Consider the following 22866-nt stretch of genomic DNA (forward strand, 5'->3'; position numbering starts at 1 on the left):
TTGAATGATTCTACAAGGTTGTGGTACTATTTGCCTTGTGAAAATAGTGAATATTACATGGGGTAAAAATGGCCTTTTTAAATGTGAAAAGGTGAATGAACGGACGGTATATTTACATAAATTTGTTCAAATTATACATTTTTATCAAAAGATGTATGCGCTTTTACATCCTGCAGCCATTTAGTATTCAAGTCATAAGTTTAGGGGGATTTGATTTTGAAAACACCAAGGTTACCTTCAATTGGTGAAATTGTAATCGTGTTACTTTTATTTCTAGCGGTTGTCGTTTCATTTGCACTCATTTTCGAACTTCCCATCCAATTAGCGCTCTTTATATCATGGTTTATCGTTATTGCGCTAGGTATTCGCTTAGGATATAAATATGATTTTTTACAGAAAGCGATTACAAAAGGGATTGGGAACGGGTTAGAAGCTATTCTAATTTTATTAGCAGTAGGCGCTCTAATTGGAACATGGATTTCTGGAGGAATCGTTCCATCATTAATTTATTACGGTTTAGAGTTTATTAATCCTACGTTCTTTTTATTAGCCACTTTAGTTATTTGTTCAATCACTTCTGTTGCAACGGGTACATCATGGGGAACAGTAGGGACAGCAGGTATTGCAATGATGGCAATAGGGGAAGGAATGGGAATGCCTCTACCACTCGTAGCTGGTGCAGTTATTTCGGGTGCATATTTCGGAGACAAGCTATCTCCGCTATCTGACAGTACAATCTTGTCTGCTTCTATGGCAAAAGTAGATGTAATTGCTCATGTGCGAGCAATGCTTTACTTAGATATTCCAGCTTACATTGTTACATCTATTTTGTTTACCATTGCTGGATTTATGTATGGTGGTAATAACTTTGATAGTGAGCGAGTAGAGTTTTTAAAATCATCTTTACATGACGTGTTCCAAATCAACGTGTGGATGCTTATTCCAATGGTTGTTGTTATTGTATTATTAGCATTAAAAAAGCCGTCACTACCATCAATTGCAGTGGGTTCTTTACTGGGTGTAATATGGGGAGTGCTTTTTCAGGATTTAAGCGTATCAAGTGCTTTTAATACAGCTTATAGCGGGTTTTCCATCGAGTCAGACATAACGTTTATAACAGAGTTACTCAACCGCGGTGGGATTGAGAGTATGGTTGGTTCAATTATTGTTATTATTTTTGGGTTAGGCTTTGGTGGTCTTCTAGAAGAGTTAGGTGTACTCAAAGTACTTCTTTCTAAATTTGAACAGTTTTTAACAAATGCAGGAAACGTGACGACTGCTACGATTTTTACAGGTTTATTAGGGAATATTTTTGGTTGTGCTATGTACGTATCGCTTATTTTAACGCCAAAGATTATGCAAGATAGCTATGATCGTCTAAAAATCAATCGACTTGTATTAGCGCGTAACTCCGAAGTAGGAGGAACGTTAACCTCGGGTATGGTTCCATGGACTGATAATGGTATCTTTTTAGCGACAATCTTAGGTGTATCAACATTCGCTTATCTACCATTTATGTGGTTAAGTTTTGTTTCTATCATTATTGCTATTATCTATGGTTATACTGGAAAGTTCATTTGGTATACAACGGATGAAAATAAAAACGTTAGCTAAAAGCTAGCGTTTTTTTTTTATGTATTTTATCTGAAAACGTTATCTTTATATTTTGTATTCATGAAATGTTGTAAAAAATCAGAAAAATGTTATAATCAAACAATGATTCTGATAGGAATACTTGCTTTTCTTGAAAATAGTTATAAGGAAAAGTGAGTAAACGAATGTTGGGAAAGATAGAAGGAAAGAAGTGAAGTTAATGGCACAACATGAAGGACAAAATGATTTAAAACGGACGATGAAAAGCCGTCACTTATTTATGGTTTCGCTCGGAGGTGTAATTGGAACAGGTTTATTTTTGAGTTCTGGTTATACAATCGGACAAGCTGGTCCGGGAGGAGCAATGCTTGCCTATTTAGTTGGTGGTTTTATTATGTATTTGGTGATGCTTTGTTTAGGTGAGCTGAGCGTAGCTATGCCACATGCAGGTTCATTTCAGGTGTATGCTACAAAGTTTATCGGACCAGGAACAGGATTTGCTGTAGGGTGGTTATATTGGTTAACTTGGGTTGTCACCGTAGGATCAGAGTTTATTGCAGTAGGACTATTAATGCAGCGCTGGTTTCCAGATTCGCCGGTATGGATTTGGAGCGTATTATTTGCGATTACCATTTTTGTATGTAACGCAATGTCAGTTCGCTTTTTTGCTGAATCAGAGTTTTGGTTTTCTCTTATTAAAGTAGTAGCAATTATTGTATTTATTATAGTTGGAGGAATGGCTATTTTCGGTTTTATTTCAATCGAGGGGCAGTCTGCGCCACTCTTTTCTAACTTTACAGGAGAAGGCGGTATGTTTCCGAATGGATTTACGCCAGTCTTAGCCACGATGGTCGCTGTTAGTTTTGCATTTTCAGGTACAGAGCTAATAGGAATAGCAGCAGGAGAAAGTGAAAACCCAGAGCGTGACGTCCCAAAGTCCATTCGCAACATTGTGTGGCGAACGTTCTTCTTTTTTATTGGAGCTATCTTTGTGCTGTCCGCACTTATTCCATGGAAGGAAGCCGGAGTGACAGAGAGTCCTTTTGTTACGGTATTTGCTCGCATAGGTATTCCATACGCTGCTGATATCATGAATTTTGTTATTTTAACAGCACTGCTTTCGATTGCCAATTCAGGATTGTATGCGTGTGCTCGCATGCTTTGGTCTTTGTCTAAGCAAAATATGATTTCCCCTGCACTTGGAAAGGTGACGTCAAAAGGAGTACCATTAAATGCTTTAATTGTAAGTATGGCGGTTGCTTGCTTATCACTTTTAACTAGCGTATTTGCAGCTGATACAGTGTATATGGTATTAGTCGGTATATCAGGATTTGCAGTAGTAGCTGTTTGGATGAGTATTGCAGCTTCTCAGTATATGTTCCGCCGCAAGTATATTAAAGAAGGAAATGATGTAGGGAAGCTGGTGTATAAAGCGCCACTTTATCCTATTGTTCCAATTCTTGCATTCTTATTATGCTTAGCATCTTGCGTAGGATTGGCATTTGATCCAAGCCAGCGTATTGCTTTGTATTGTGGAATTCCTTTTGTGCTGCTATGCTATGCAGTTTATTATTGGAGACGACGTAAAGGATTAAAGGTATTTACAGATCAAAGTGAAGCAAAGTAAGAAAAGCCGCTCGTTTCTATAAATAGAAACGAGCGGCTTTATTATCTAACACATGTTTTTAACATTTAACACAGAAAAACACCCTATCCATTCCGAACTGGTTAAGTGTCCCGCAACAAGCGAAATGGTGATGGATAGGGTGCTAAGTTAAGAATAAGCTTTTTGAATAGGAATGTCAATGTTTAGAGGTTTGAACAGTTATATAATGATCCATTGTTATGTTGGGTTCGAAAAAACGTCCCATTTGTTTGTCCCACTCTTCAAATAATGAAGATTGAACAAAGTTCACCATATGGCTTTCGATAGTTTCCCACTCGACAATAATCATATATTTTGTATCCGTTTCAACACATCGATGAATAGAATGGTCAATATATCCTGGTACGGATGCGATAACGCGAGCAGCTTGATGAAATGCATCTTCAAACTCTGCTAATAAATCTTTTTTTATATGAAAAAAAGCAACTTCTTTAACCATGATGTCCCCCTGTTTCTTCTATAGTATGATAAATAACTTCAAAGATTATCTCACATGGTGAATAGTCAGAGCAAACTTTTTTTGACGCTTTCACCATCTTTTCATTTTGTTTTTGTATAGTTAAAAACGTAGAAAGAAAACTGTTCAAAAAGCTCATAATTTTTACGCTTACATACATAGCGTAAGTCATGGATGGAAGTTAGGAGAGGTAAGAAAATGGATAAGAAGAAAAAGAAAAAGCTTTTTTCTTTTCTTGGTATCATTACTGCTGGTGCTATCATTGCGGGTGTTGTATATCAAGTCAATCGCACCGATGCAGTAGCGAGTGTTGATGGAGACAAAATCACAAAGGATCAATTATATGAAGTGTTAATGTCTCAAGGTGGAACTGACGTTTTGGATTCAATGATTGAACAAAAAGTCATTAATAAAGAAGCTGAAAAGAAAAGCGTAACAGTTAGTGAAAAAGAACTTAATAAAGAGCTTGATGCATTAATCACATCATATGGCGGGGAAGACACGTTTAATCAAGCTTTAGAAGCAAGCGGTATTAAAGAAAAAGAAGTTAAAAAAGATTTAGAAACAAATTTAAAGGCTAAAAAATTAGTAGAAGATACAATTGAAATCTCTGAGGATGAGATGAAATCATATTTTGATGAAAACAAAGATTCATTTGATCAGCCGGAGCAGGTAAAAGCAAGCCATATTCTTGTAAAAGATGAAAAAACGGCTAATGAAGTGAAGAAAAAACTGAGCGATGGTGAAAAGTTTGCTGATTTAGCAAAAGAATATTCAACCGATACAGCCTCTAAGGAAGATGGAGGAAACTTGGGATACTTTAGTAAAGAAGATATGGTGCAAGAATTCAGCGATGCAGCATTTAACTTAAAGGCTGATGCCATTAGCAATCCGGTAAAAACGGAGTATGGTTATCATATTATAAAAGTAACTGATAAAAAAGAAGCTCAAGATGCAAATTATGAAAATAGTAAAGATGAAATTAAACAACTTTTATTAGAGAATAAATTTCAGTCTGAATATTCAACTTGGTTAGAAGAAACGAAGAAAAAGTATGACATTGAGAATTTTTCGTAATCCATTATTCTAAATAAAGTGAGGAATTAAAATGAAAACACAAAAGCCTTACAATAAGTTAGAACAAATTGTAGAAAAATTAAAAGAACGCGGTGTGCGAGCTGAGATATGCCGTCGCGTGGTACAAGTAACAGAAAGTGTAAACAATCAATCAAATTCTCATTCTCAACATGCTTTTAACCGTTGACATAGATAAAATGAATAAGGACATAAACAATCAGCAGGTAAACCTACCTGCTGATTGTTTATGTCCTAGCGATAAAGTAGTATATTTATAAATGAATGGAGCTGAGAAAATATGAATGTTTTATTAGCAGAAGATGATTTACAACTAGGAGAGCTAATAAGTTATATGTTAAAGAAAAAAGCAGGCTTTAACGTCGAGTGGGTGACGGAAGGGCGTGATGCTTACCTATATGCTACTGATGCACATTACGATATTCTCATCCTAGATTGGATGATGCCCAACGGAGATGGAGTAGAAATTTGCCAGCAGCTTCGAAAAGAAGGGTATAATGGGGCTATCTTAATGCTAACAGCGAAAGATGCTGTTCAAGATCGTGTACATGGATTAGATGCTGGGGCAGATGATTATATGGTGAAGCCATTTGAAATTGATGAATTGTTGGCTAGACTAAGAGCTTTGTCTCGTCGCAACTATGCTCCAATTGTTGAAGAAACTGTTGAAATTGATCAAATTACCTTAAACCGTTCAAGTCAAATGATGAATAATGGAGACAAATCAATTCAGCTTAGTCCAAGAGAGTTTCAGCTATTGGACTTTTTACTGAAAAATAAGGGTCAGGTTCTATCAAGAGATATTATCTTAGATCGCGTTTGGGGCTATGAGTCAGATGTATCCATTAAAACTATTGATGCAACGGTCAAGCTTTTGCGAAAGAAACTAGATTATTTTGGGAAACAAGAGCTAATCCAAAGTATACGTGGAGTAGGTTATAAAATTGACTAAAAAGTTAATAAGAAGAGCTCGTAACCGCATGAAACAAGATTTATTTAGCAAAACGCAAAATCGTCTTACCTTTCGATACAGTGCACTGTTAATGATATTTCTGCTTTTATTTGTATTTATCGTCTACTCACTTGTGTACGTTGTGATTAGCAGCAATCAGCAACAAAGCTTAAACATGCTGCTCAAGCAAGAAACAAAATTTGTGAAAAGTCTTTTAGTTGAGCAAAGTGACCGAGTAGAAGATGAATACCAAGATATTGTTGTGGCTAGAGAAGACGCATTCTTTTACTATGTCGTCAGCCCAGAAGGTCAATTACTAATGGGGAGTGAAGCAAGTGAAGGATTGAGGCCGAAGTTGTTAAATTTAATTAACGGTTGGATTCCAATTGAAAATGAAGTGCGTAAAGAACGTATTGAAACAATTCGTCCCAATGTTGAACAGTTTGAGCGAAATGGTCATGCTGAAGATGAATTTAAGGTAAGTATTGACTTGCTTATGACTGGACAGCCAATCTTCTATAAAGGTGAGTTTTTAGGGATGCTTTACATTGGCAAAAATGTTTCGTTCCTATATCAATTGCTAAAGTGGCTGTTAGTAATCATGTTATCGTTAACGGTTTTATTTGTAGGCGTAGCTATTTACATGAGTCGCTTAATGTCAAAGCGTGCAATGATTCCTATTGAAACTGCGTTTTTAAAGCAAAAAGAGTTTGTAGCCGATGCTTCTCATGAGTTGAGAACACCATTAAGCGTAATGTTATCATCTATTAATGCACTAGAAATGCAGGACGAAGTAAATGAAGATCCCTTTTCCAAAAAGCTCGTCGGTAATATGAAAGCAGAAGTAAAAAGGATGACGAAGCTTGTAAGTGATTTGCTCACGCTTGCTCGATCAGATGCTAGCAAAAACCAGCAAGCCTTTAATAGATTTGATGTTAAGAAAATGGTTGAAAAAGTAATACAGTCCGTTGAACCACTTGCTCATTCTAAAAATATTAGCTTACACCTAGAAGCACCTAAGCAGGTAGACATTTCTGGAGATGAAGAAAAACTTACACAGCTTATGTATATATTGTTGGACAACGGGATTAAATACACTACTCCAGGCGGACAAGTAGAAGTGTTTGTTAAGCAAAGAACGAATTCAGTTGAAATTCGAGTGACTGATACAGGTGTCGGTATCCATAAAGATGAACAAAAAAGGATTTTTGATCGCTTTTACAGGGCGGACAAATCCAGGTCTAGACAAATGGGTGGGCATGGGCTTGGTTTAGCTATTGCAAAATGGATTGTTGATATGCACAAAGGGACAATTAAAGTGGACAGTGAACCTGAGAAAGGAAGCACTTTTCGAATTAGTTTACCTCAATAAAAATGTGCCAGATACTATCGTATCTAGGCACATTTTTTGTCTAGTTTGCACAAAACATCTTTTAAAAAAGGGTAAATTAAACGATGAAAAAATTAGAAAATTCAGTTATGTTTAAAGTAATCTAATGCAAGTGGAAGGGGTTTATGGATGAAAAAATATGACTTGCTTATTAAAAGTGGAACGGTTGTGTTAGAAAATGAGGTACGCACAATAGATATTGGCATATATGATGGTAAAATAATGGCTTTAAAGTCTACTATTGATACTAGCCAAGCAAAAGAGGTAATAAGAGGAGAAGGAATGCATATATTACCTGGGGCTATTGATATACATGTTCATTTTGATGAGCCTGCAAGAGAACATTGGGAGGGGTTTGATAATGGTTCAAAAGCGATGGCAGCAGGAGGGTGCACAACTTATTTTGATATGCCTCTAAATGGTGTTCCTCCTACCATAACGAAAGAAGCATTTTTAAATAAAAAGCAGCTTGGAAACAAGAAATCATTTGTAAACTTTGGATTATGGGGAGGATTAGTACCTGGTAATAAAGATGAACTTGAAAAAATGGCAAGGCAAGGAGCAATTGGTTTTAAAGCGTTTATGTCAGAAGCAGGATCAGAGTTTGAATTTTCGGACGGACTTACGTTATATGAAGGTATGAAAGAAATTGCGAAGTTGGGCAAGGTTCTTGCCTTGCATGCGGAGAAAGACAAAACGATTAAAGAGCTTCAAAAACAAAAAGAGAAAAAGGGGCTTACATCAATTAGAAGTTATTTAGAGACAAGGCCAATTGAAGTGGAAGTGGAGGCAGTGAAAGAAGCATTAGAGTATGCTAAGCAAACGGGATGTTCACTTCATTTTGTACATATTAGTAGTAAAGAAGCTGTTGATTTAATCGTACATGCTAAAAAAAGAGGAGAAGACGTTACTTTAGAAACTTGCCCACACTACTTGCTGTTTGGAGAAGAAGACTTTGAAGAAATTGGAGCGCTGGCTAAATGTGCACCTCCGCTCAGGTCAGCGGCAGAACAAGAGAAATTGTGGTCATCGATTGAAAAAGGTGAAATCGATATGATATCTTCTGATCACTCTCCGTGTCCTATGGACTTGAAGCAATCAGATAATATATTTGAAGTGTGGGGAGGAATATCGGGAGGGCAGTATACGCTTCAGGCAATGATCACAGAAGGATATCAAAAAAGAGGCGTGCCCCTTACTAAAATTGCACAATTAACTTCAACAGCTCCTGCTAAGCGTTTTGGATTGTATCCTCAAAAAGGTAGCATTCAAGTTGGGGGAGATGCAGACTTAACAATTGTTGATTTAAAAGACTCATACACCGTAAAGCAACAACACATGTTTTTTAAACACAAGCATAGCATTTATGAAGGCTATAAATTCAGCTGTACGATTCGCTATACGATTTGTGGAGGTGAAATCGTATACGAATCTGACACTAATACGTTTGAGCAACCTCTTAACCAGTCAAGATTTGTGCAACAAATAGAAAATACAAACGTACGTTGAGGATGAAAGCATTCATCCTTTTTTTTATTGCATAATTTTTATTATATTGGAAAATTATATAGGATAAAGGACATACCTTTAAAAGAATACTAGGGTAAAAAGAAATAGAAAATATTAGTTTGATATTATAAAAAATCAGTAAAATGAATAATTAAAATAAAAAAATACAAAACGTTTTTTATTTAGGATAAGCTAGGTATAGAGCTATATCTGAAGCTTAAATAAGAAAAAAGTTGCATAAAAATATGTTTATTTACATTTTTTTATATTGACAGAATCATTTTATAAGAATAAAATTTTATTGTTTCTAATTTTATATCATCATAATTTTTTGATATTTTAAAAATTAGTAAACAAGGGAAAAAGGGAGAAAGATAGAGAAAGGATGTAAAATATGTCGCTTGATAAAGAGAAAATTGTCCAAAGTGTTCCTCAAAAAGGATTTTTTGGCCATCCAAAAGGATTATTTACGCTATTTTTCACTGAGTTCTGGGAGCGCTTTTCCTATTATGGAATGAAAGCACTTCTAATCGTGTATTTATACACGGAAGTGTCCCAAGGTGGATTAGGTATTGATAAGGGAACAGCAGCATCTATTATGTCCATTTATGGAGCGCTTGTTTACATGTCAGGAATTATTGGCGGATGGATTGCTGATCGGATACTAGGAACCTCAAGAACAGTGTTCTGGGGCGGCGTGTTGATCATGATTGGTCATATCGTTTTAGCTATTCCAGCTGGGTTTAACGGCGTATTAGTAGCTATGTTGTTTATCATTTTAGGGACAGGTTTATTAAAACCAAACGTTTCAAGTGTTGTGGGAGACTTATATAGAGAGAACGACAACCGACGTGATGCCGCATTTAGTATTTTCTATATGGGGATTAACTTAGGAGCATTTATTGCTCCATTAATCGTATCTACGCTTGGAGAAAACTATGGGTTCCATTTAGGTTTCGGTGCCGCAGCAGTTGGAATGTTAGGTGGATTAATTGTTTTTTCTATGACAAAAAAGAAAAACCTAGGTTTAGCAGGTACAGAAGTTCCAAACCCGTTAAAGCCTGGTGAACGTAAAAAAACGTTTGGAATTATTGGTTTAATCGTTGCTGTGCTCGCTATCTTTTTAATTGTAGCAGGAGTGGTAGGCTTCTTAACTCTAACGAATGTTATTGCGTTCATTAGTTTCCTAGCTGTTATTATTCCAATCATTTATTTCACAGTTATGTATCGTAGCTCAAAAACTACAAATGTTGAACGCTCTCGACTACTTGCATATATTCCACTGTTTATTTCTGCAGTTATGTTTTGGGCAATTCAAGAGCAAGGATCAACAATTTTAGCAATTTATGCTGAAACATCAACACAGTTAACATATGGAAGCTTTACAATTCCAGTAGGTTGGTTCCAATCACTTAACCCATTATTCATTATTTTATTAGCACCTGTATTTGCTAAGCTGTGGGTGTCCCTTGGAGACCGTCAACCATCTACACCACAAAAATTTTCTTTAGGCTTGTTATTTGCCGGTTTTTCATTCTTAGTAATGGTTATCCCGTCAGTAACAGGTGATGCAGATCATTTAACAAGTCCGTTATGGCTTGTATTAAGCTTCTTCTTAGTTGTAATTGGTGAGCTTTGCTTATCACCGGTTGGATTATCAACAACAACAAAATTAGCGCCAAAAGCATTCTCTGCACAAACGATGAGCTTGTGGTTCTTAGCAAGTGCAGCTGCACAGGCAATCAACGCACAGATTGTTCGATTCTATGAAGGAATTTCACAATCTGCATACTTTGGATTATTAGGTGGAATATCTGTTATTCTGGGTATCATCATTTTCCTTTCTTCTTCAAAGATTAAACAATTAATGAAGGGGATTAATTAATAAAAGCCGTCAAAAGACGGCTTTTATTTTTTTGATCCAAAGATATTCATAAATGACCGGTAACTTTGATCATCTTCTTCACCGTTATAAGTAGGAAATTGAAAGAGTGTGTTCATTGCATTCGTTGAATTTTCAGTTTCAGCAATAATTTGATAGATATGAACGGCTTCGGATGTATAACCCTTAGCATGTGCATTTTTTATTTGATTTAGCGTTAAATGAAGTGAGAAGACTTCTTTACGAAGCTGTACCTTTGTGTGCTCGTCCAAATAAAGAAATTTCTCGTAATAAAGATTGGACGCTTGATTAAAGACCCCAAGTCCATTTTCAAGCTCATTTACAGCAATGTGCCTAATCGCTTCATCATCTAACCGTGTAAACGGTTCTTCAATCATTAGACCCAAAACGATGGCTGTATCAGGTTTCAGCATAGCTATTCCCTCCTACTCTCAATTCGTCATTATTATATATGTATGAAAACATTGTTGGAATATTCGTTACACTTTTAAGGCTAGCCGAATATGGCAAGCTCTATACATTTTAATCATTTAATTTTTTTAGTTACAAAATTGCTTTAAAAGTTACAAAACGTATCAAGTTGTCTGAACATTAAGTATCATAGACTTTGTAGAAAGACAGGAGGTTAAGGTAATGGGTACAGCTCGTAAATTGGAAACGTTTTCTGAATATCAACAACCTAAGAAATCAAAAGGGCTATTGTCCAAAATTAACGATGTAAAAGTAGGTGTACTGCCACTTCCACTTTATGTTGTGTTAGCGCTAATTGTTTATGGAGCATCTGTTTACAATCAGCTTCCACCAGATATGATTGGTGGGTTTGCAGTTATTATGGTAATGGGGATTTTACTTGGCGACTTAGGTATGAAAATTCCTATCTTAAAAGATATTGGTGGGCCAGCAATATTAGCACTGCTTGTTCCTTCCATTCTAGTTTTTTATAATTTGATTAACCCTGCTTCTATGGAAGCGGTAACAACGTTGATGAAAACATCAAACTTTCTCTATTTTTATATTTCAGTGTTAGTAGCAGGAAGTATCTTGGGCATGAATCGAAAGGTTTTAATTCAAGGATTCACCAGAATGTTTATTCCATTAGTTGTTGGGACACTGGCAGCAGTGGCGGTTGGTATCCTTGTGGGACTACTATTTGGTTATGAAATTAAGCATACTTTCTTCTATATTATTGTCCCAATTATTGGGGGAGGAATTGGTGAAGGTATTCTACCACTGTCCCTTGGTTATTCTCAAGTGCTGGGTAATTCAGCAGAATCGTTTGTATCACAAATGATACCAGCTGCTGTAATTGGAAATATCGTAGCAGTTATCTGTGCCGGTATGATGAAACGCCTAGGAGAAAATAAGCCGGAACTTACGGGTAACGGTGTATTAGTTAAAACAGCGGGCGGAGATCAAATGGATGAAGAGACTAATATTGATAAGCCTGTTGATTTCTCTTTAATGGGTGCAGGTGTATTAATCGCTTGTTCATTCTTTATCTTTGGTAGCTTAGCTCATAAATTTTTAGGAATCCCAGGTCCAGTATTAATGATTGTAGCAGCAACACTAGTTAAATCTTTACAGCTTATGCCGAAAAAGATGGAACAAGGATCTTATCATTTATATAAATTTATTTCATCAAGCTTAACATGGCCACTAATGGTTGGATTAGGGATTTTGTTTATCCCATTAGATGATGTTGTGAAAATTATTACACCTGCTTATATCGTAATTTGTGCATCTGTTGTTATTGCAATGGTAGGAACAGGTTACTTTGTTGGTAAACTATTAAAAATGTATCCGGTTGACGCTGCCATTGTTACCGGCTGCCATAGCGGTCTTGGAGGAACTGGAGATGTTGCCATCTTATCAGCATCAAATCGAATGTCACTTATGCCGTTTGCTCAGGTAGCAACTCGTTTAGGAGGCGCATCTACGGTAATTATTGCAACATTATTAATGAAAGCATTTAGCTAATAAAAGAAGGGACGTTGACAAACAAAATGACATTACGTGAAGAAGCACTTAAAATGCATAAAGAAAAACAAGGAAAACTTGGTGTACATTCTAAAGTAGAAGTTCAAAGCGCAAAAGATCTAAGCCTTGCTTATTCACCAGGAGTAGCAGAGCCGTGTCTTGAAATTGCAGACGATGCTGAAAAAATCTATGATTATACGATGAAAGGAAATTTGGTTGGTGTTGTTTCAAACGGGACAGCCGTTCTTGGGTTAGGTAATATTGGGGCGGGTGCTTCCATGCCAGTTATGGAAGGAAAGGCACTGTTGTTTAAGTCATTCGCAAACGTCGATGCATTTCCTATTTGTTTAGATACTGAAGATCCAGACAAGATAGTTGAAACGGTTAAGCTTCTTGAACCTACATTTGGTGGTATTAACTTAGAAGATATTGCAGCACCTTACTGTTTTGAAATTGAAGAACGTTTAAAGAAAGCTTGTAATATTCCAATCTTTCATGATGACCAGCACGGGACGGCAATTGTTACGGCTGCGGGATTATTAAATGCGCTGCGCCTAGCAAATAAAAAACTTGAAGATATTAAAGTTGTAGCAAATGGTGCTGGTGCAGCAGGTGTTGCAATTGTGAAACTTCTTTTAAGCATGGGTGTAAGAGATGTTATATTATGCGATACAAAAGGAATTATTTATGAAGGACGCCCTGTTGGCATGAATCCATTTAAAAAAGAAATGGCGCGCATGACGAATAAACATCAACAAGAAGGTACCTTAGCTGACGCATTGGTAAATGCAGATGTTTTTGTTGGGGTTTCAGCAGCAGGAGCCGTTACACAAGAAATGGTTCGCTCAATGAACGAAGATCCAATTATCTTTGCAATGGCGAATCCAGTTCCGGAAATTATGCCAGAAGAAGCAAAAGAAGCGGGGGCTTTGGTAATTGGTACAGGTCGTTCAGATTTTCCAAACCAAGTTAATAACGTATTAGCTTTCCCAGGTATTTTCCGCGGGGCATTAGATGTACAAGCAAAGGAAATTAATGAAGAAATGAAAGTAGCTGCAGTATATGCAATTGCTGGACTCATTAATGAAACAAATATCCATGCTGACTATGTAATTCCAGATCCGTTCGATAAGAGGGTAGCAGCTCATGTTGCAGCTGCCGTAGCGAAAGCTGCAATGGATTCAGGGGTGGCAAGAAAACAAATCGATGTGGAAGCTTTACGCAGCAAAATGCTTCAAACGAACGAAGTGCCAGAGCTTGTTACAACAAAATAACAAAAAAAGCCAGCGTCAGCTGGCTTTTCTTTATTTAACGGCTAAACGACTTAAAACAAATTCTTCTACTACCTTAGCAACACCATCGTCCATATTTGTATCTGTTACGTGATTTGCTAGCTTTTTAATATCTTCAGGTGCATTACCCATTGCGACGCCTAAGCCTGCAAATTCAATCATGGCCACGTCATTATAGCTGTCACCCATAGCAATAACTTCTTCACGCGTAATACCTAGCTTTTGAATAAGGAAATTAAGGCTTGTTCCTTTCGTTACGCCAACCTCTGTAAACTCTAAAAAATATGGTTTTGAACGCATAACGCTTAGCTGTCCATCAAGCTGTTTTTGTAACTTGTCTTCAACATGAACCAGCTCTTCACCTGGTGCGAGCATTAAGACTTTTACAACGGGTTCTTTTACTGCTTTAACAAAGTTAGGTACTAGTTTAATAGGTAATCCAGTAATATCACTTTCAATATTCGTAAACTCGTTCTCTACTTCCGTAACAATCTCATCTCCTACATAGGTATGAATTAATACGTTTTCTTGTTTGCTTAATGCATCTAATTGATGAACGGTTTCAGGCGGTAATGTACTGCTAAACAATTCTTCCTTAGTACGCCAATCAATAATCTTTGCTCCGTTAAAAGAGAGGATAAAGCTTCCGTAATCAGCTAGTCGAAGCTCTTCAGCGATATGAACCATACCATAGGTAGGTCTACCGGAGGCTAGCACAACTTTTACTCCGGCCTCCTGCGCGTCCATTAACGCTTGCTTTGTACGGGGAGAGATTGTATGGTCATCTCGTAAAAGAGTATCATCTAAGTCTAGTACAATCATTTTATAGGCCATTTTCATAATTCCTTTCTACGACAATATGTTCATATCGTACTACAAAAGGACGGGTAGTTCAATTTTTGTTCAAGTCATGTGAAAAGGAGTGCCTAAATCACACACATAAGATTGAAAAGGCAAATAAAAGCGAAGCAGCTAAAAGATGCTTCGCACATAGCGGTTACTCTAGTTCTGTAATTGGATGACGACGAAAAAACTCGTTTATTTGATGCTCATTGCCATCATTTTCAGCGCTAACGTTTTGAATGCCCTTTGAAGCATTTGGTTTAAGCGGATGTTGATGGAATTCTTCTAATTCTGCACGTGTAATCGTAATGCTTTGAGGAACAACAGTATGAACGTTAAAGTGGACAGAATCAGCATAGTCAATTAATCCAAGTAATATTGTTGCGTTATTAAAAACTCGTTCTTTAGTAAGGTTTGCTGACCAATTGTGTTCAAACTGCCTACTTGTTTCCGTTGATGCTTGTGTATAATCGACGGAAATATAAGAAGGGGATTTTTTGGTTTGCAACGTTATGTTATGAACATTTTCATGTCCAGGAAGTTCATTGATAATCGAAGTAGCATCATGTTGATTTTCATTATACGAATAGTGGGCAGCTGTTGGTTTTTTAACGTCAATTGAAGCATTCTTTTGAGAAGCGTCATTTATAGAGTTGCATCCAACTAATAGGGTCATAAAAGCAAAAAAATAACATAAAAAAACAGGGTTGCGCATGATAAGTCTCCATTCTTTGCTTGAAAATAATATTGTAATTATATACATTGAAGAGATAAATTTACAATAGCTAGTAAGAAAAATAATCTAAAACGACCGAAGTTAAAAGGCCAAGTGACGTGATGAAACCCGTAACAGGGCCACCTTGTTCAAAAGCTTCGGGAAGCATTGTAGAAGCTACCATTGCGATAATGCCTCCTCCCGCAAATGCAGCAATAAAGCTCATTGTATAAGGTGAAGCCTGTTGCAAAAACATGAAGCCTCCTAATGAACTGATAGCAGAAATAAGAACCACTGATAGCCATAGCAATACAACTTTTTTGTGTGAGAACGAGTTTTTAATAAGTCCGGTTGTTCCGGAAATACCTTCTGGAAGGTTACTGATGAAAATAGACATAACGAGCAGTGGACTGACTTGATTCTGCTCAATTAGACTTGCTCCAATCATAATTGATTCTGGAATAGCATCCATTAATGTCCCCCCGAAAATAGCTAAACCTGAACTATTTGTATACTGGGGGCTAGAACGCTTTCGATTAAGACCACCTTTTCTAGCTAACAGTAAATCGAATACTGTAAAAGTTGCTGCTCCAACAGTAAAACCTAAAGCAGTTGAGAGCATGCCGCCTTCTTTGACAGATTCCTGTAGAAGTTCATAGGAAGCAGCGCCGATTAATACTCCCGTTCCAAATGCCATAATATATGAGTTTATACTTTTTTTCATAGGCAAAAAAATAGCCATTATAGCGCCTATAAAAACGGCAGAGCCAGATAAAGCTCCCCATAAAAACGCAGAAGTCATTGATATCACACTCTCTTAGGATGTAATCTACATACTGTTACGTCGTTTTTTCTTTTTCGTATAAATCAATATAGATAAAGCCACTACGGTCAATTTGACCAAGCATTACATCAGAAATGCTCGCGATATTACGAGTAGAAAGCTGTTGGTGTACCCAGTCGAGCGTAAAAGAGGACGCAGTTAACTCTTTTTCAACAAGTTTTCCATCTTTAATGAGGAGCCGAGGTAGGCCATTGCTGCTTGTAACAATGTTCATTGCTTCCATCGTAACTGCTTGCTGACTTGACTTTAACTGCACGCTAAAACCACCGTTTTGTTCAATAAGGACCGTCTCTACGTCTTGAAAAGAAAAGATACTTTGAAGTCTAAGCTGACTAGCAAGTTCTTCGACGTTTAACCGTGCCTTCCTTAAATTTTGTTCAAGAATTCGCCCATTCTCCATTAAAATAATGGCTTCCCCATTGTTTAGTAGCCGAAATTTATCAAATTTCATTGAAAGGTAAGAAAATAAAATTTCAAGCACAAGAATGATAACCAAAGCTGGTATATAGTTAGTAAAAGGTTGATTATGATCAACCGCACCTTTAGCAGCAATGGACCCAATGGTGATTCCAACAACGAAGTCACTAAAATTCATTTTTGATAGCTCTCTTTTTCCCATGATTCTGGTTAAAATAAGCAGAGAAAAATAAGCTAATATTCCTCTTAACAGCAAATCGAAAAGGTGCTCCATGACACCATCTCCCTAATCTCTCTTTTTTTAGAGAATGTCCAAAGGAGATAGGAAATATGTAAGCGGCAAATAAAAAAAGAGTACAGTAGTGTACTCTTTTCTTGATTCATGAAGAAGCATTGTTCCATTTTGTGTAAGGGGTGGAAGGAGAAGTGAAGTTCATCATTGATGAAATTAACGACTGCGGGCTGCTTGAAATATTGATAAGCTGAATGGCTGATTCTTGTGAAAAGCCCTCTGTTACAGCGTGTTCAACCATACTCATTAACGCATTATAATATCCGTTCACATTGAGTAGTCCAACTGGTTTTTTATGAATACCAATTTGGGCCCAACAAAGTGCTTCAAATAGTTCTTCAAAAGTACCAAACCCTCCTGGCAAGGCAATATAGCCATCAGCCAAATCGTGCATGGCGGCTTTTCTCTCGTGCATGCTGCTTACTTCAATCAATTCTGTAAGCGCGGTATGAACAATCTCACCGCTGAAAAGCCCTTTTGGCATAATGCCTACCACGTGACCGCCATGCTTTAACATTTCATTAGCTACTTCACCCATCAAGCCCATTTTCGATCCACCATAAATTAATTTATAATCATGTTTAGCCATGTACGCTCCCAGTTCTACAGCAGTATTTTTATAGTGGTGGTGAACACCAGAATTAGCTCCAGCAAAAACACAAATCGCTTTCATGTGCATTCCTCCTTTTCACAATATATAGTAATAACATTTCGTTTATTTATGATAAAACCCTTTTTTATGATAAAAAATAATCGATTCCACAAATAAGAACATACGTTTTTGTTTTGATACTAAAAAAAGTAAAACCTCTTTTGGAGTTACCTTGATTATTAGTATAATTTTCTTTATAATCAAAGCGTATATTAAGTGTTTAATAGAAGGCGTCATGCAGCGTAGTACGCTAGTTAAAACGGAAAAGCTGAGAATTAAGCACACTCATATAAGAATTAACTAATAGAAAGTAGGTCGCGGTATGGCGAAAAAGGAACAGCAAAGTCGTATTGAAAAAGATTTTCTTGGCGAAAAGGAACTTCCAAAAGACGTATATTACGGTGTCCAAACAATGCGCGCAGTTGAAAACTTTCCAATCACTGGATACAAAGTAAACAAAGAAATGATTCGCGCTCTTGCGATGATCAAAAAAGCAGCTGCCATGGCAAATATGGATACTAAACGATTATACGATGGTATTGGAAGCGCTATCGTACAGGCGGCTGACGAAGTGATTGCAGGGCAGTGGCATGAGTATTTCATTGTGGATCCTATTCAAGGTGGAGCAGGTACATCAATGAATATGAATATGAATGAAATTATTGCAAATCGTGCATTAGAGCTAATGGGCCATGAGAAAGGAGATTATGTAAAACTTAGTCCGAACAGTCATGTAAACATGTCTCAGTCTACTAATGATGTGTTCCCTACCGCTATTCATCTATCAACATTGCGCCTATTAGATGATTTATTAGCAACAATGGGTAATATGGTAGAAGTCTTTAAAAAGAAAGCAAAGCAGTTTGATCCAATTATTAAAATGGGCAGAACGCATCTTCAGGATGCAGTACCAATTCGTTTAGGACAAGAATTTGCTGCATACAGTCGTGTTTTAGAGCGTGATATTAAACGTATCAGCCAATCCCGCCAGCATCTATATGAAGTGAATATGGGAGCAACTGCAGTAGGAACGGGTTTAAATGCTGATCCGAAATATATTGAGAATGTGGTGAAGTATTTAGCTGATATTAGCGGACTACCGTTATATGGAGCAGAGCACCTTGTGGATGCAACGCAAAATACAGATGCTTATACAGAAGTATCAGCAGCTTTAAAAGTCTGCATGATGAACATGTCTAAAATTGCAAACGATTTACGCTTAATGGCTTCTGGCCCACGCGCAGGCTTAGCGGAAATTAGTCTTCCTGCTCGCCAGCCCGGATCTTCGATTATGCCTGGTAAAGTAAATCCAGTAATGCCAGAACTAATTAATCAAGTGGCATTCCAAGTTATTGGAAATGACCATACGATTTGTTTGGCTTCAGAAGCAGGGCAGCTTGAGTTAAACGTAATGGAACCTGTGCTTGTCTTTAACCTATTGCAGTCTATTAGCATCATGAACAATGGCTTTGACGCGTTTACAAAATACTGCTTAGAAGGTATTGAGGCAAACGAAGAGCGATTAAAAGAATATGTAGAGAAAAGTGTAGGCGTTATTACTGCAGTTAACCCACACTTAGGATATGAAGTTGTTTCTCGTATTGCAAGAGAAGCTATTATGACAGGGAAATCTGTACGAGAACTTTGCTTACAACATGACGTATTGACAGAAGAAGAGCTAGATTTAATCCTAAACCCTTATGAAATGACGAATCCAGGTATTGCAGGCAACTCACTTTTTGACCGTCAATAATCGTAGGACAAGTAGACAGACTAAGAATTAACACTAAAATGATAAAAATGGAGGAGTCAACATGAGCAATATTATTCGTACTTTAATGATTCAAACACCAAGTGTACCAGGGAATTTAGGACGAGTAGCTACGGCAATTGGTCGCGTAGGTGGCGACATTGGAGAAGTTGAAACAGTTAAGGTAGGCCATAACTATACGCGAAGAAGCATTACCGTACAAGTTGAGAGCGAAGAACAACTAGAAGAGTTACTAGATGCAGTTCGTAGCTTGGATGGAATTACGCTGCACACAGTTTCAGATGAAGTTTTACACGCTCACGAAGGCGGAAAAATTCAAATGAAAAGTAAAATGAAAATTGAAACGTTAGCGGATTTACGACGTGTGTACACACCAGGTGTAGCCAACGTATGCATGGCGATTAAAGAACAGCCAGAAAAAGCAAAAATTTATACAAGCATTAGCAACACTGTAGCTGTTGTAACAGATGGGACAGCAATCTTAGGTTTAGGTAATATTGGACCAGTAGCCGGTATGCCTGTTATGGAAGGGAAAGCAGCCCTTTTTGATCAGCTTACTAATATTAATGCTATTCCTATCTTATTAGATGTGAACAGTCCGGAAGAAATTATTCAAACGGTTAAAAATATCTCACCAGGATTTGGTGGTATTTTACTTGAAGATATTGGTTCTCCGCATTGTTTTGAAGTGGAAGAGCGCTTGAAGAAAGAGCTGGATATTCCAGTTATGCATGACGATCAGCACGGAACGGCGGTAGTTACGTTAGCTGCAGCTATCTCAGCATGTCGCAGTGCTGGTGTTAACTTAAAACAAGCGCGTGTTGGTCAAATTGGCCTTGGAGCAGCTGGTATTGCAATTTGCCGCATGTTGATGGCATATGGTGTCGAAAGCGTAGTTGGGGCTGATAAGTCTGAAGAAGCAAAAGATCGTCTTCGTTCATACGGTGGCGAAACAGTTGATAGCCTAGAAGAGTTAATGAAGCAAAGCGATATTGTTATTGCAACAACAGGTGTACCAGGACTTATTAAGAAAGAATGGGTACAAAAAGGACAAATTATTTTAGCTCTATCAAATCCAAAGCCTGAAATTGAACAAGAAGATGCATTGGAAGCTGGAGCAATTTATGCGACAGATGGACGCTCTGTAAATAATGTATTAGGATTTCCAGGTATCTTCCGCGGTGTACTAAACGCTGGTGTTCGCGATATTACTCACAAAATGCTAGTTGCAGCTGCAGAAGCAATTGCAAATTCAACAAAACCAGGTGATTTAGTTCCTCATCCGCTAAATGTTAATGTACATGAAGCTGTTGCTGAAGCAGTAGAGCGCGCAGCAGTACAAAGTGACGTAAAAAAGAATGTTTATCAATAATGAATAAAAAAACCGCACTGAAATAATTCAGTGCGGTTTTTTATATACAAATTAGAAAAAATATGAAAAAATACATATTATTGAAACTTTTTGGGTAGCACAAGCGTATAAAAAGAAAGAATAAATGAATTGAGAGGATATATATATGGAAATTACACATTTACAGGGGAAGCTACCTTCCGCAGCTAAAAGCGCAATGAGAATTCAAGCGTTGTTGCCACATCTAGTATGGTTAGCTGGCACAATTGGTTATTATGTTCTTGTTTATTTTTTTAATTGGTGGATTTGGGTTTTTTGGGTTTCTGGAGCTTTGCTAATTGTTAGCTTTGTTGTGTATGTTGTTATCGCCCCCAGCATTTACATGAAAGTGTATTCGTACCAACTAACAGAGACGCATATTGAAGTACAAAAAGGTTTGTTTATCTGGAGTCATACAAAAGTGCCGATTGTGAAGGTACAACATGTGGAAACATCTACGGGTCCAATTTTACGTAGATACGGTCTTGCCTCAATTAATGTTGTAACAGCTGCAGGGTTTCTTGAGTTTCCAGCTCTACAATCAGAAGATGCAAATAACTTACGCGAAACAATCGCAAAGATGGCAGAGGTGAAGGACGAATATGAGTAAAAAATTACATCCTCTTGCCGTTCTTGTTCAAGCTGCAAAGTACATAAAAGACAATATTTTACCATTTGCATTTTTAATTATTCTTCAGCGAGATAAGATTTTGACATACTGGTGGATAGGTTTAATCATTGTAGGCATCAGCTTGTTTTTTGCATTTATTAAATGGAAAACATTTCGTTATGAAGTTACGGAAAAAGAAATTCGAATCAAAAAAGGCGTCTTTAAAAAAGAAAATAGTTTTATTCAATTAACGCGTATTCAATCAATTCAAATTGATCAGCCTTTCCTCTTTCGACTAGTTAGACTTGCACGACTTCGTATCGAAACAGCAGGTGGAACAGGAATGGGGGCAGAAGTGGATTTGCCGGGCATCTTGATGAAAGATGCTCACGAGTTAAAAACAATGCTTCAAGCAGGGGAGTCTCTTTCAGTGGAAGAGAGTCCTGAAAGGGAAAATATCATTAAAACATTAAAGGTTCCTACCAGTCGCTTAGTAATTGCTGCTGCATTATCGGCAAACTTTGGCTATATTTTTGCTGGACTAGGTGTGCTGTACGAATACGTGGATGACTTAATCAACCCATGGATTCAAAATGCTTATGAACAAATTATTACCCAGTCAATTGTAGCTATTATCATATTAGTATTTTTTATTTTATGCATAGCGTATATACTTTCTATTATTTTGTACGTAATTCGCTTTGGTAATTTTGTGGTGGAGCGTTATGAAAAGCATCTTCAAGTTCAGTACGGGTTATTAAACAAGCGCTCGCTCACGGTTCCTTTTGAAAAGATTAAGGCAATTACAGTTGAAGAAGGACTTCTTCAACGTTTATTTGGCTGGGGAGCTATTTCGTTAAAAGTCGTAACTTCTGATTTAGAACAAAAAGTATATTTACACCCATTTCTAAAGAAAAAAGAAATGGTGGATGTTTTTTCAGATTATCTTCCTACTTATCATTATCTTGAGTATAAGCCAAACGTAGTGAGAAACTATGTTTGGTATAAGCTGTTGTATGTCTTCATCCCAGCTTGTATTGCAGTGATAGCAATTAGCTTTTGGAAAGTTCAGCTTGTGTGGGGAGTAGTTATCCTCTTTCTAGCAGCTTGGCTATTAACATGGTTTGGATATCGCCAAGGAGGCGTAATGATGACACGTGAATTTTTAAGTGTTCGATCCCAGTTTATCACTCGGAAAACAACGATTATGCAGCGTAGAAAGATTCAGGATGTCAAAGTGAAAGCAAGCAGCAGGTTTTGGAAAAAAGGGTGGCGTTATCTTAGTGTATCAACGATGGGGCTTGGTTCTTCCTATGGAGTGGGCTACTTGCCAGAGCGCATATGGAAACCAATCTTTGATGAAGTTACACGTTGGGATGTTAAGAAAGATAAAGTATGATGAGCAGAATGTGTCCACTGTGTGGAAAACAGAACGGCTGTCAGTATGTTTTAAAAGAAGAAGAATTTACTTGTTGGTGCACAGAAGAAGAGTTTCCTA

The 22866-nt window shown here is 37.2% G+C and carries 21 protein-coding genes; 14 read left to right on the forward strand and 7 right to left on the reverse strand.

Going from position 1 to position 22866, the window contains the following annotated elements; translation table 11 throughout:
• Nucleotides 1-216: 216 nt before the first annotated feature.
• Both nhaC and NIZ91_08550 read left to right on the forward strand, forming a co-directional pair.
• Complete coding sequence (gene nhaC / locus NIZ91_08545; GenBank protein USY56686.1) at nt 217-1614, forward strand: Na+/H+ antiporter NhaC; 1398 nt, start codon at nt 217-219, stop codon at nt 1612-1614.
• A 199-nt stretch (nt 1615-1813) separates the two neighbouring features.
• Nucleotides 1814-3220 carry an amino acid permease gene (locus NIZ91_08550; GenBank protein USY56687.1) on the forward strand — a complete coding sequence of 469 codons (1407 nt, stop codon included), beginning with the start codon at nt 1814-1816 and terminating at the stop codon, nt 3218-3220.
• Nucleotides 3221-3395: 175 nt separating this feature from the next.
• Here NIZ91_08550 and NIZ91_08555 read toward each other — a convergent pair whose 3' ends face one another.
• Nucleotides 3396-3698, reverse strand: a complete 303-nt coding sequence (locus NIZ91_08555) for an antibiotic biosynthesis monooxygenase (protein ID USY56688.1) — start codon at nt 3696-3698, stop codon at nt 3396-3398.
• A 216-nt stretch (nt 3699-3914) separates the two neighbouring features.
• Between NIZ91_08555 and NIZ91_08560 the strand changes: the two genes are divergently transcribed.
• From NIZ91_08560 to NIZ91_08585, 6 genes are all read left to right on the forward strand, one after another.
• Entirely contained in the window at nt 3915-4793 is an 879-nt protein-coding gene (locus tag NIZ91_08560; protein USY56689.1) for a peptidylprolyl isomerase, read from the forward strand.
• 31 nt (nt 4794-4824) lie between these two features.
• Entirely contained in the window at nt 4825-4980 is a 156-nt protein-coding gene (locus NIZ91_08565) for a hypothetical protein (GenBank protein ID USY56690.1), read from the forward strand.
• 111 nt (nt 4981-5091) lie between these two features.
• Nucleotides 5092-5763 (forward strand): response regulator transcription factor, encoded by a 672-nt coding sequence (locus tag NIZ91_08570; protein ID USY56691.1) that lies wholly within the window; start codon nt 5092-5094, stop codon nt 5761-5763.
• A 28-nt stretch (nt 5764-5791) separates the two neighbouring features.
• A complete protein-coding gene (locus tag NIZ91_08575; protein USY56692.1) occupies nt 5792-7135 on the forward strand; it encodes a cell wall metabolism sensor histidine kinase WalK in 1344 nt (447 codons plus the stop codon).
• Between the two features lie 147 nt (nt 7136-7282).
• Complete coding sequence (locus NIZ91_08580) at nt 7283-8662, forward strand: allantoinase (protein ID USY56693.1); 1380 nt, start codon at nt 7283-7285, stop codon at nt 8660-8662.
• A gap of 394 nt (nt 8663-9056) precedes the next feature.
• Complete coding sequence (locus NIZ91_08585) at nt 9057-10547, forward strand: peptide MFS transporter (protein ID USY56694.1); 1491 nt, start codon at nt 9057-9059, stop codon at nt 10545-10547.
• A 23-nt stretch (nt 10548-10570) separates the two neighbouring features.
• On the opposite strand, the gene NIZ91_08590 is transcribed toward NIZ91_08585, so the two are convergent.
• The gene (locus NIZ91_08590; protein USY56695.1) at nt 10571-10978 is read right to left on the reverse strand and encodes a hypothetical protein; all 408 of its coding nucleotides are present in this window, start codon (nt 10976-10978) and stop codon (nt 10571-10573) included.
• Between the two features lie 220 nt (nt 10979-11198).
• On the opposite strand from NIZ91_08590, the gene NIZ91_08595 reads away from it, so the two are divergent.
• Together NIZ91_08595 and NIZ91_08600 are read left to right on the forward strand one after the other, a co-directional pair.
• The gene (locus NIZ91_08595; protein USY56696.1) at nt 11199-12542 is read left to right on the forward strand and encodes a 2-hydroxycarboxylate transporter family protein; all 1344 of its coding nucleotides are present in this window, start codon (nt 11199-11201) and stop codon (nt 12540-12542) included.
• 26 nt (nt 12543-12568) lie between these two features.
• Nucleotides 12569-13816 (forward strand): NAD-dependent malic enzyme, encoded by a 1248-nt coding sequence (locus NIZ91_08600; protein ID USY57123.1) that lies wholly within the window; start codon nt 12569-12571, stop codon nt 13814-13816.
• A gap of 30 nt (nt 13817-13846) precedes the next feature.
• Here the strand turns inward: NIZ91_08600 and NIZ91_08605 are convergent, their stop codons facing one another.
• The 5 genes from NIZ91_08605 to NIZ91_08625 form a co-directional block, all read right to left on the reverse strand.
• Complete coding sequence (locus tag NIZ91_08605) at nt 13847-14668, reverse strand: Cof-type HAD-IIB family hydrolase (GenBank protein ID USY56697.1); 822 nt, start codon at nt 14666-14668, stop codon at nt 13847-13849.
• Nucleotides 14669-14831: 163 nt separating this feature from the next.
• Entirely contained in the window at nt 14832-15392 is a 561-nt protein-coding gene (locus NIZ91_08610; protein USY56698.1) for a DUF4825 domain-containing protein, read from the reverse strand.
• A gap of 70 nt (nt 15393-15462) precedes the next feature.
• Nucleotides 15463-16194 (reverse strand): ZIP family metal transporter, encoded by a 732-nt coding sequence (locus NIZ91_08615; GenBank protein USY56699.1) that lies wholly within the window; start codon nt 16192-16194, stop codon nt 15463-15465.
• A 37-nt stretch (nt 16195-16231) separates the two neighbouring features.
• A complete protein-coding gene (locus tag NIZ91_08620) occupies nt 16232-16927 on the reverse strand; it encodes a DUF421 domain-containing protein (GenBank protein USY56700.1) in 696 nt (231 codons plus the stop codon).
• A 106-nt stretch (nt 16928-17033) separates the two neighbouring features.
• On the reverse strand, nt 17034-17618 hold the full coding sequence (locus NIZ91_08625) for a TIGR00730 family Rossman fold protein (GenBank protein ID USY56701.1): 585 nt from the start codon (nt 17616-17618) through the stop codon (nt 17034-17036).
• 301 nt (nt 17619-17919) lie between these two features.
• Here NIZ91_08625 and aspA point away from each other — a divergent pair, with 301 nt between their 5' ends.
• From aspA to NIZ91_08645, 4 genes are all read left to right on the forward strand, one after another.
• Nucleotides 17920-19350: an aspartate ammonia-lyase gene (gene aspA / locus NIZ91_08630; GenBank protein ID USY56702.1), complete on the forward strand. Its 1431-nt coding sequence runs from the start codon at nt 17920-17922 to the stop codon at nt 19348-19350.
• Nucleotides 19351-19411: 61 nt separating this feature from the next.
• The gene (locus tag NIZ91_08635; GenBank protein USY56703.1) at nt 19412-20740 is read left to right on the forward strand and encodes an NAD-dependent malic enzyme; all 1329 of its coding nucleotides are present in this window, start codon (nt 19412-19414) and stop codon (nt 20738-20740) included.
• 145 nt (nt 20741-20885) lie between these two features.
• Nucleotides 20886-21368 carry a PH domain-containing protein gene (locus tag NIZ91_08640; GenBank protein USY56704.1) on the forward strand — a complete coding sequence of 161 codons (483 nt, stop codon included), beginning with the start codon at nt 20886-20888 and terminating at the stop codon, nt 21366-21368.
• Nucleotides 21361-22767, forward strand: a complete 1407-nt coding sequence (locus NIZ91_08645; protein ID USY56705.1) for a PH domain-containing protein — start codon at nt 21361-21363, stop codon at nt 22765-22767. Before NIZ91_08640 ends, NIZ91_08645 begins: the two co-directional genes overlap by 8 nt.
• Nucleotides 22768-22866 lie beyond the last annotated feature (99 nt).

The sequence above is a fragment of the Bacillus sp. 1780r2a1 genome (assembly GCA_024134725.1).
Lineage (GTDB): Bacteria > Bacillota > Bacilli > Bacillales > Bacillaceae_H > Priestia > Priestia aryabhattai_A.

Bases quoted from the DNA above. Each gene is read 5' to 3' on its own strand.
- NIZ91_08550 (USY56687.1), top strand. From the start codon at position 1,814: ATGGCACAACATGAAGGACAAAATGATTTAAAACGGACGATGAAAAGC.
- NIZ91_08555 (USY56688.1), bottom strand. From the start codon at position 3,698: ATGGTTAAAGAAGTTGCTTTTTTTCATATAAAAAAAGATTTATTAGCA.
- NIZ91_08560 (USY56689.1), top strand. From the start codon at position 3,915: ATGGATAAGAAGAAAAAGAAAAAGCTTTTTTCTTTTCTTGGTATCATT.
- NIZ91_08565 (USY56690.1), top strand. From the start codon at position 4,825: ATGAAAACACAAAAGCCTTACAATAAGTTAGAACAAATTGTAGAAAAA.
- NIZ91_08570 (USY56691.1), top strand. From the start codon at position 5,092: ATGAATGTTTTATTAGCAGAAGATGATTTACAACTAGGAGAGCTAATA.
- NIZ91_08575 (USY56692.1), top strand. From the start codon at position 5,792: ATGAAACAAGATTTATTTAGCAAAACGCAAAATCGTCTTACCTTTCGA.
- NIZ91_08580 (USY56693.1), top strand. From the start codon at position 7,283: ATGAAAAAATATGACTTGCTTATTAAAAGTGGAACGGTTGTGTTAGAA.
- NIZ91_08585 (USY56694.1), top strand. From the start codon at position 9,057: ATGTCGCTTGATAAAGAGAAAATTGTCCAAAGTGTTCCTCAAAAAGGA.
- NIZ91_08590 (USY56695.1), bottom strand. From the start codon at position 10,978: ATGCTGAAACCTGATACAGCCATCGTTTTGGGTCTAATGATTGAAGAA.
- NIZ91_08595 (USY56696.1), top strand. From the start codon at position 11,199: ATGGGTACAGCTCGTAAATTGGAAACGTTTTCTGAATATCAACAACCT.
- NIZ91_08600 (USY57123.1), top strand. From the start codon at position 12,569: ATGACATTACGTGAAGAAGCACTTAAAATGCATAAAGAAAAACAAGGA.
- NIZ91_08605 (USY56697.1), bottom strand. From the start codon at position 14,668: ATGGCCTATAAAATGATTGTACTAGACTTAGATGATACTCTTTTACGA.
- NIZ91_08610 (USY56698.1), bottom strand. From the start codon at position 15,392: ATGCGCAACCCTGTTTTTTTATGTTATTTTTTTGCTTTTATGACCCTA.
- NIZ91_08615 (USY56699.1), bottom strand. From the start codon at position 16,194: ATGACTTCTGCGTTTTTATGGGGAGCTTTATCTGGCTCTGCCGTTTTT.
- NIZ91_08620 (USY56700.1), bottom strand. From the start codon at position 16,927: ATGGAGCACCTTTTCGATTTGCTGTTAAGAGGAATATTAGCTTATTTT.
- NIZ91_08625 (USY56701.1), bottom strand. From the start codon at position 17,618: ATGAAAGCGATTTGTGTTTTTGCTGGAGCTAATTCTGGTGTTCACCAC.
- aspA (USY56702.1), top strand. From the start codon at position 17,920: ATGGCGAAAAAGGAACAGCAAAGTCGTATTGAAAAAGATTTTCTTGGC.
- NIZ91_08635 (USY56703.1), top strand. From the start codon at position 19,412: ATGAGCAATATTATTCGTACTTTAATGATTCAAACACCAAGTGTACCA.
- NIZ91_08640 (USY56704.1), top strand. From the start codon at position 20,886: ATGGAAATTACACATTTACAGGGGAAGCTACCTTCCGCAGCTAAAAGC.
- NIZ91_08645 (USY56705.1), top strand. From the start codon at position 21,361: ATGAGTAAAAAATTACATCCTCTTGCCGTTCTTGTTCAAGCTGCAAAG.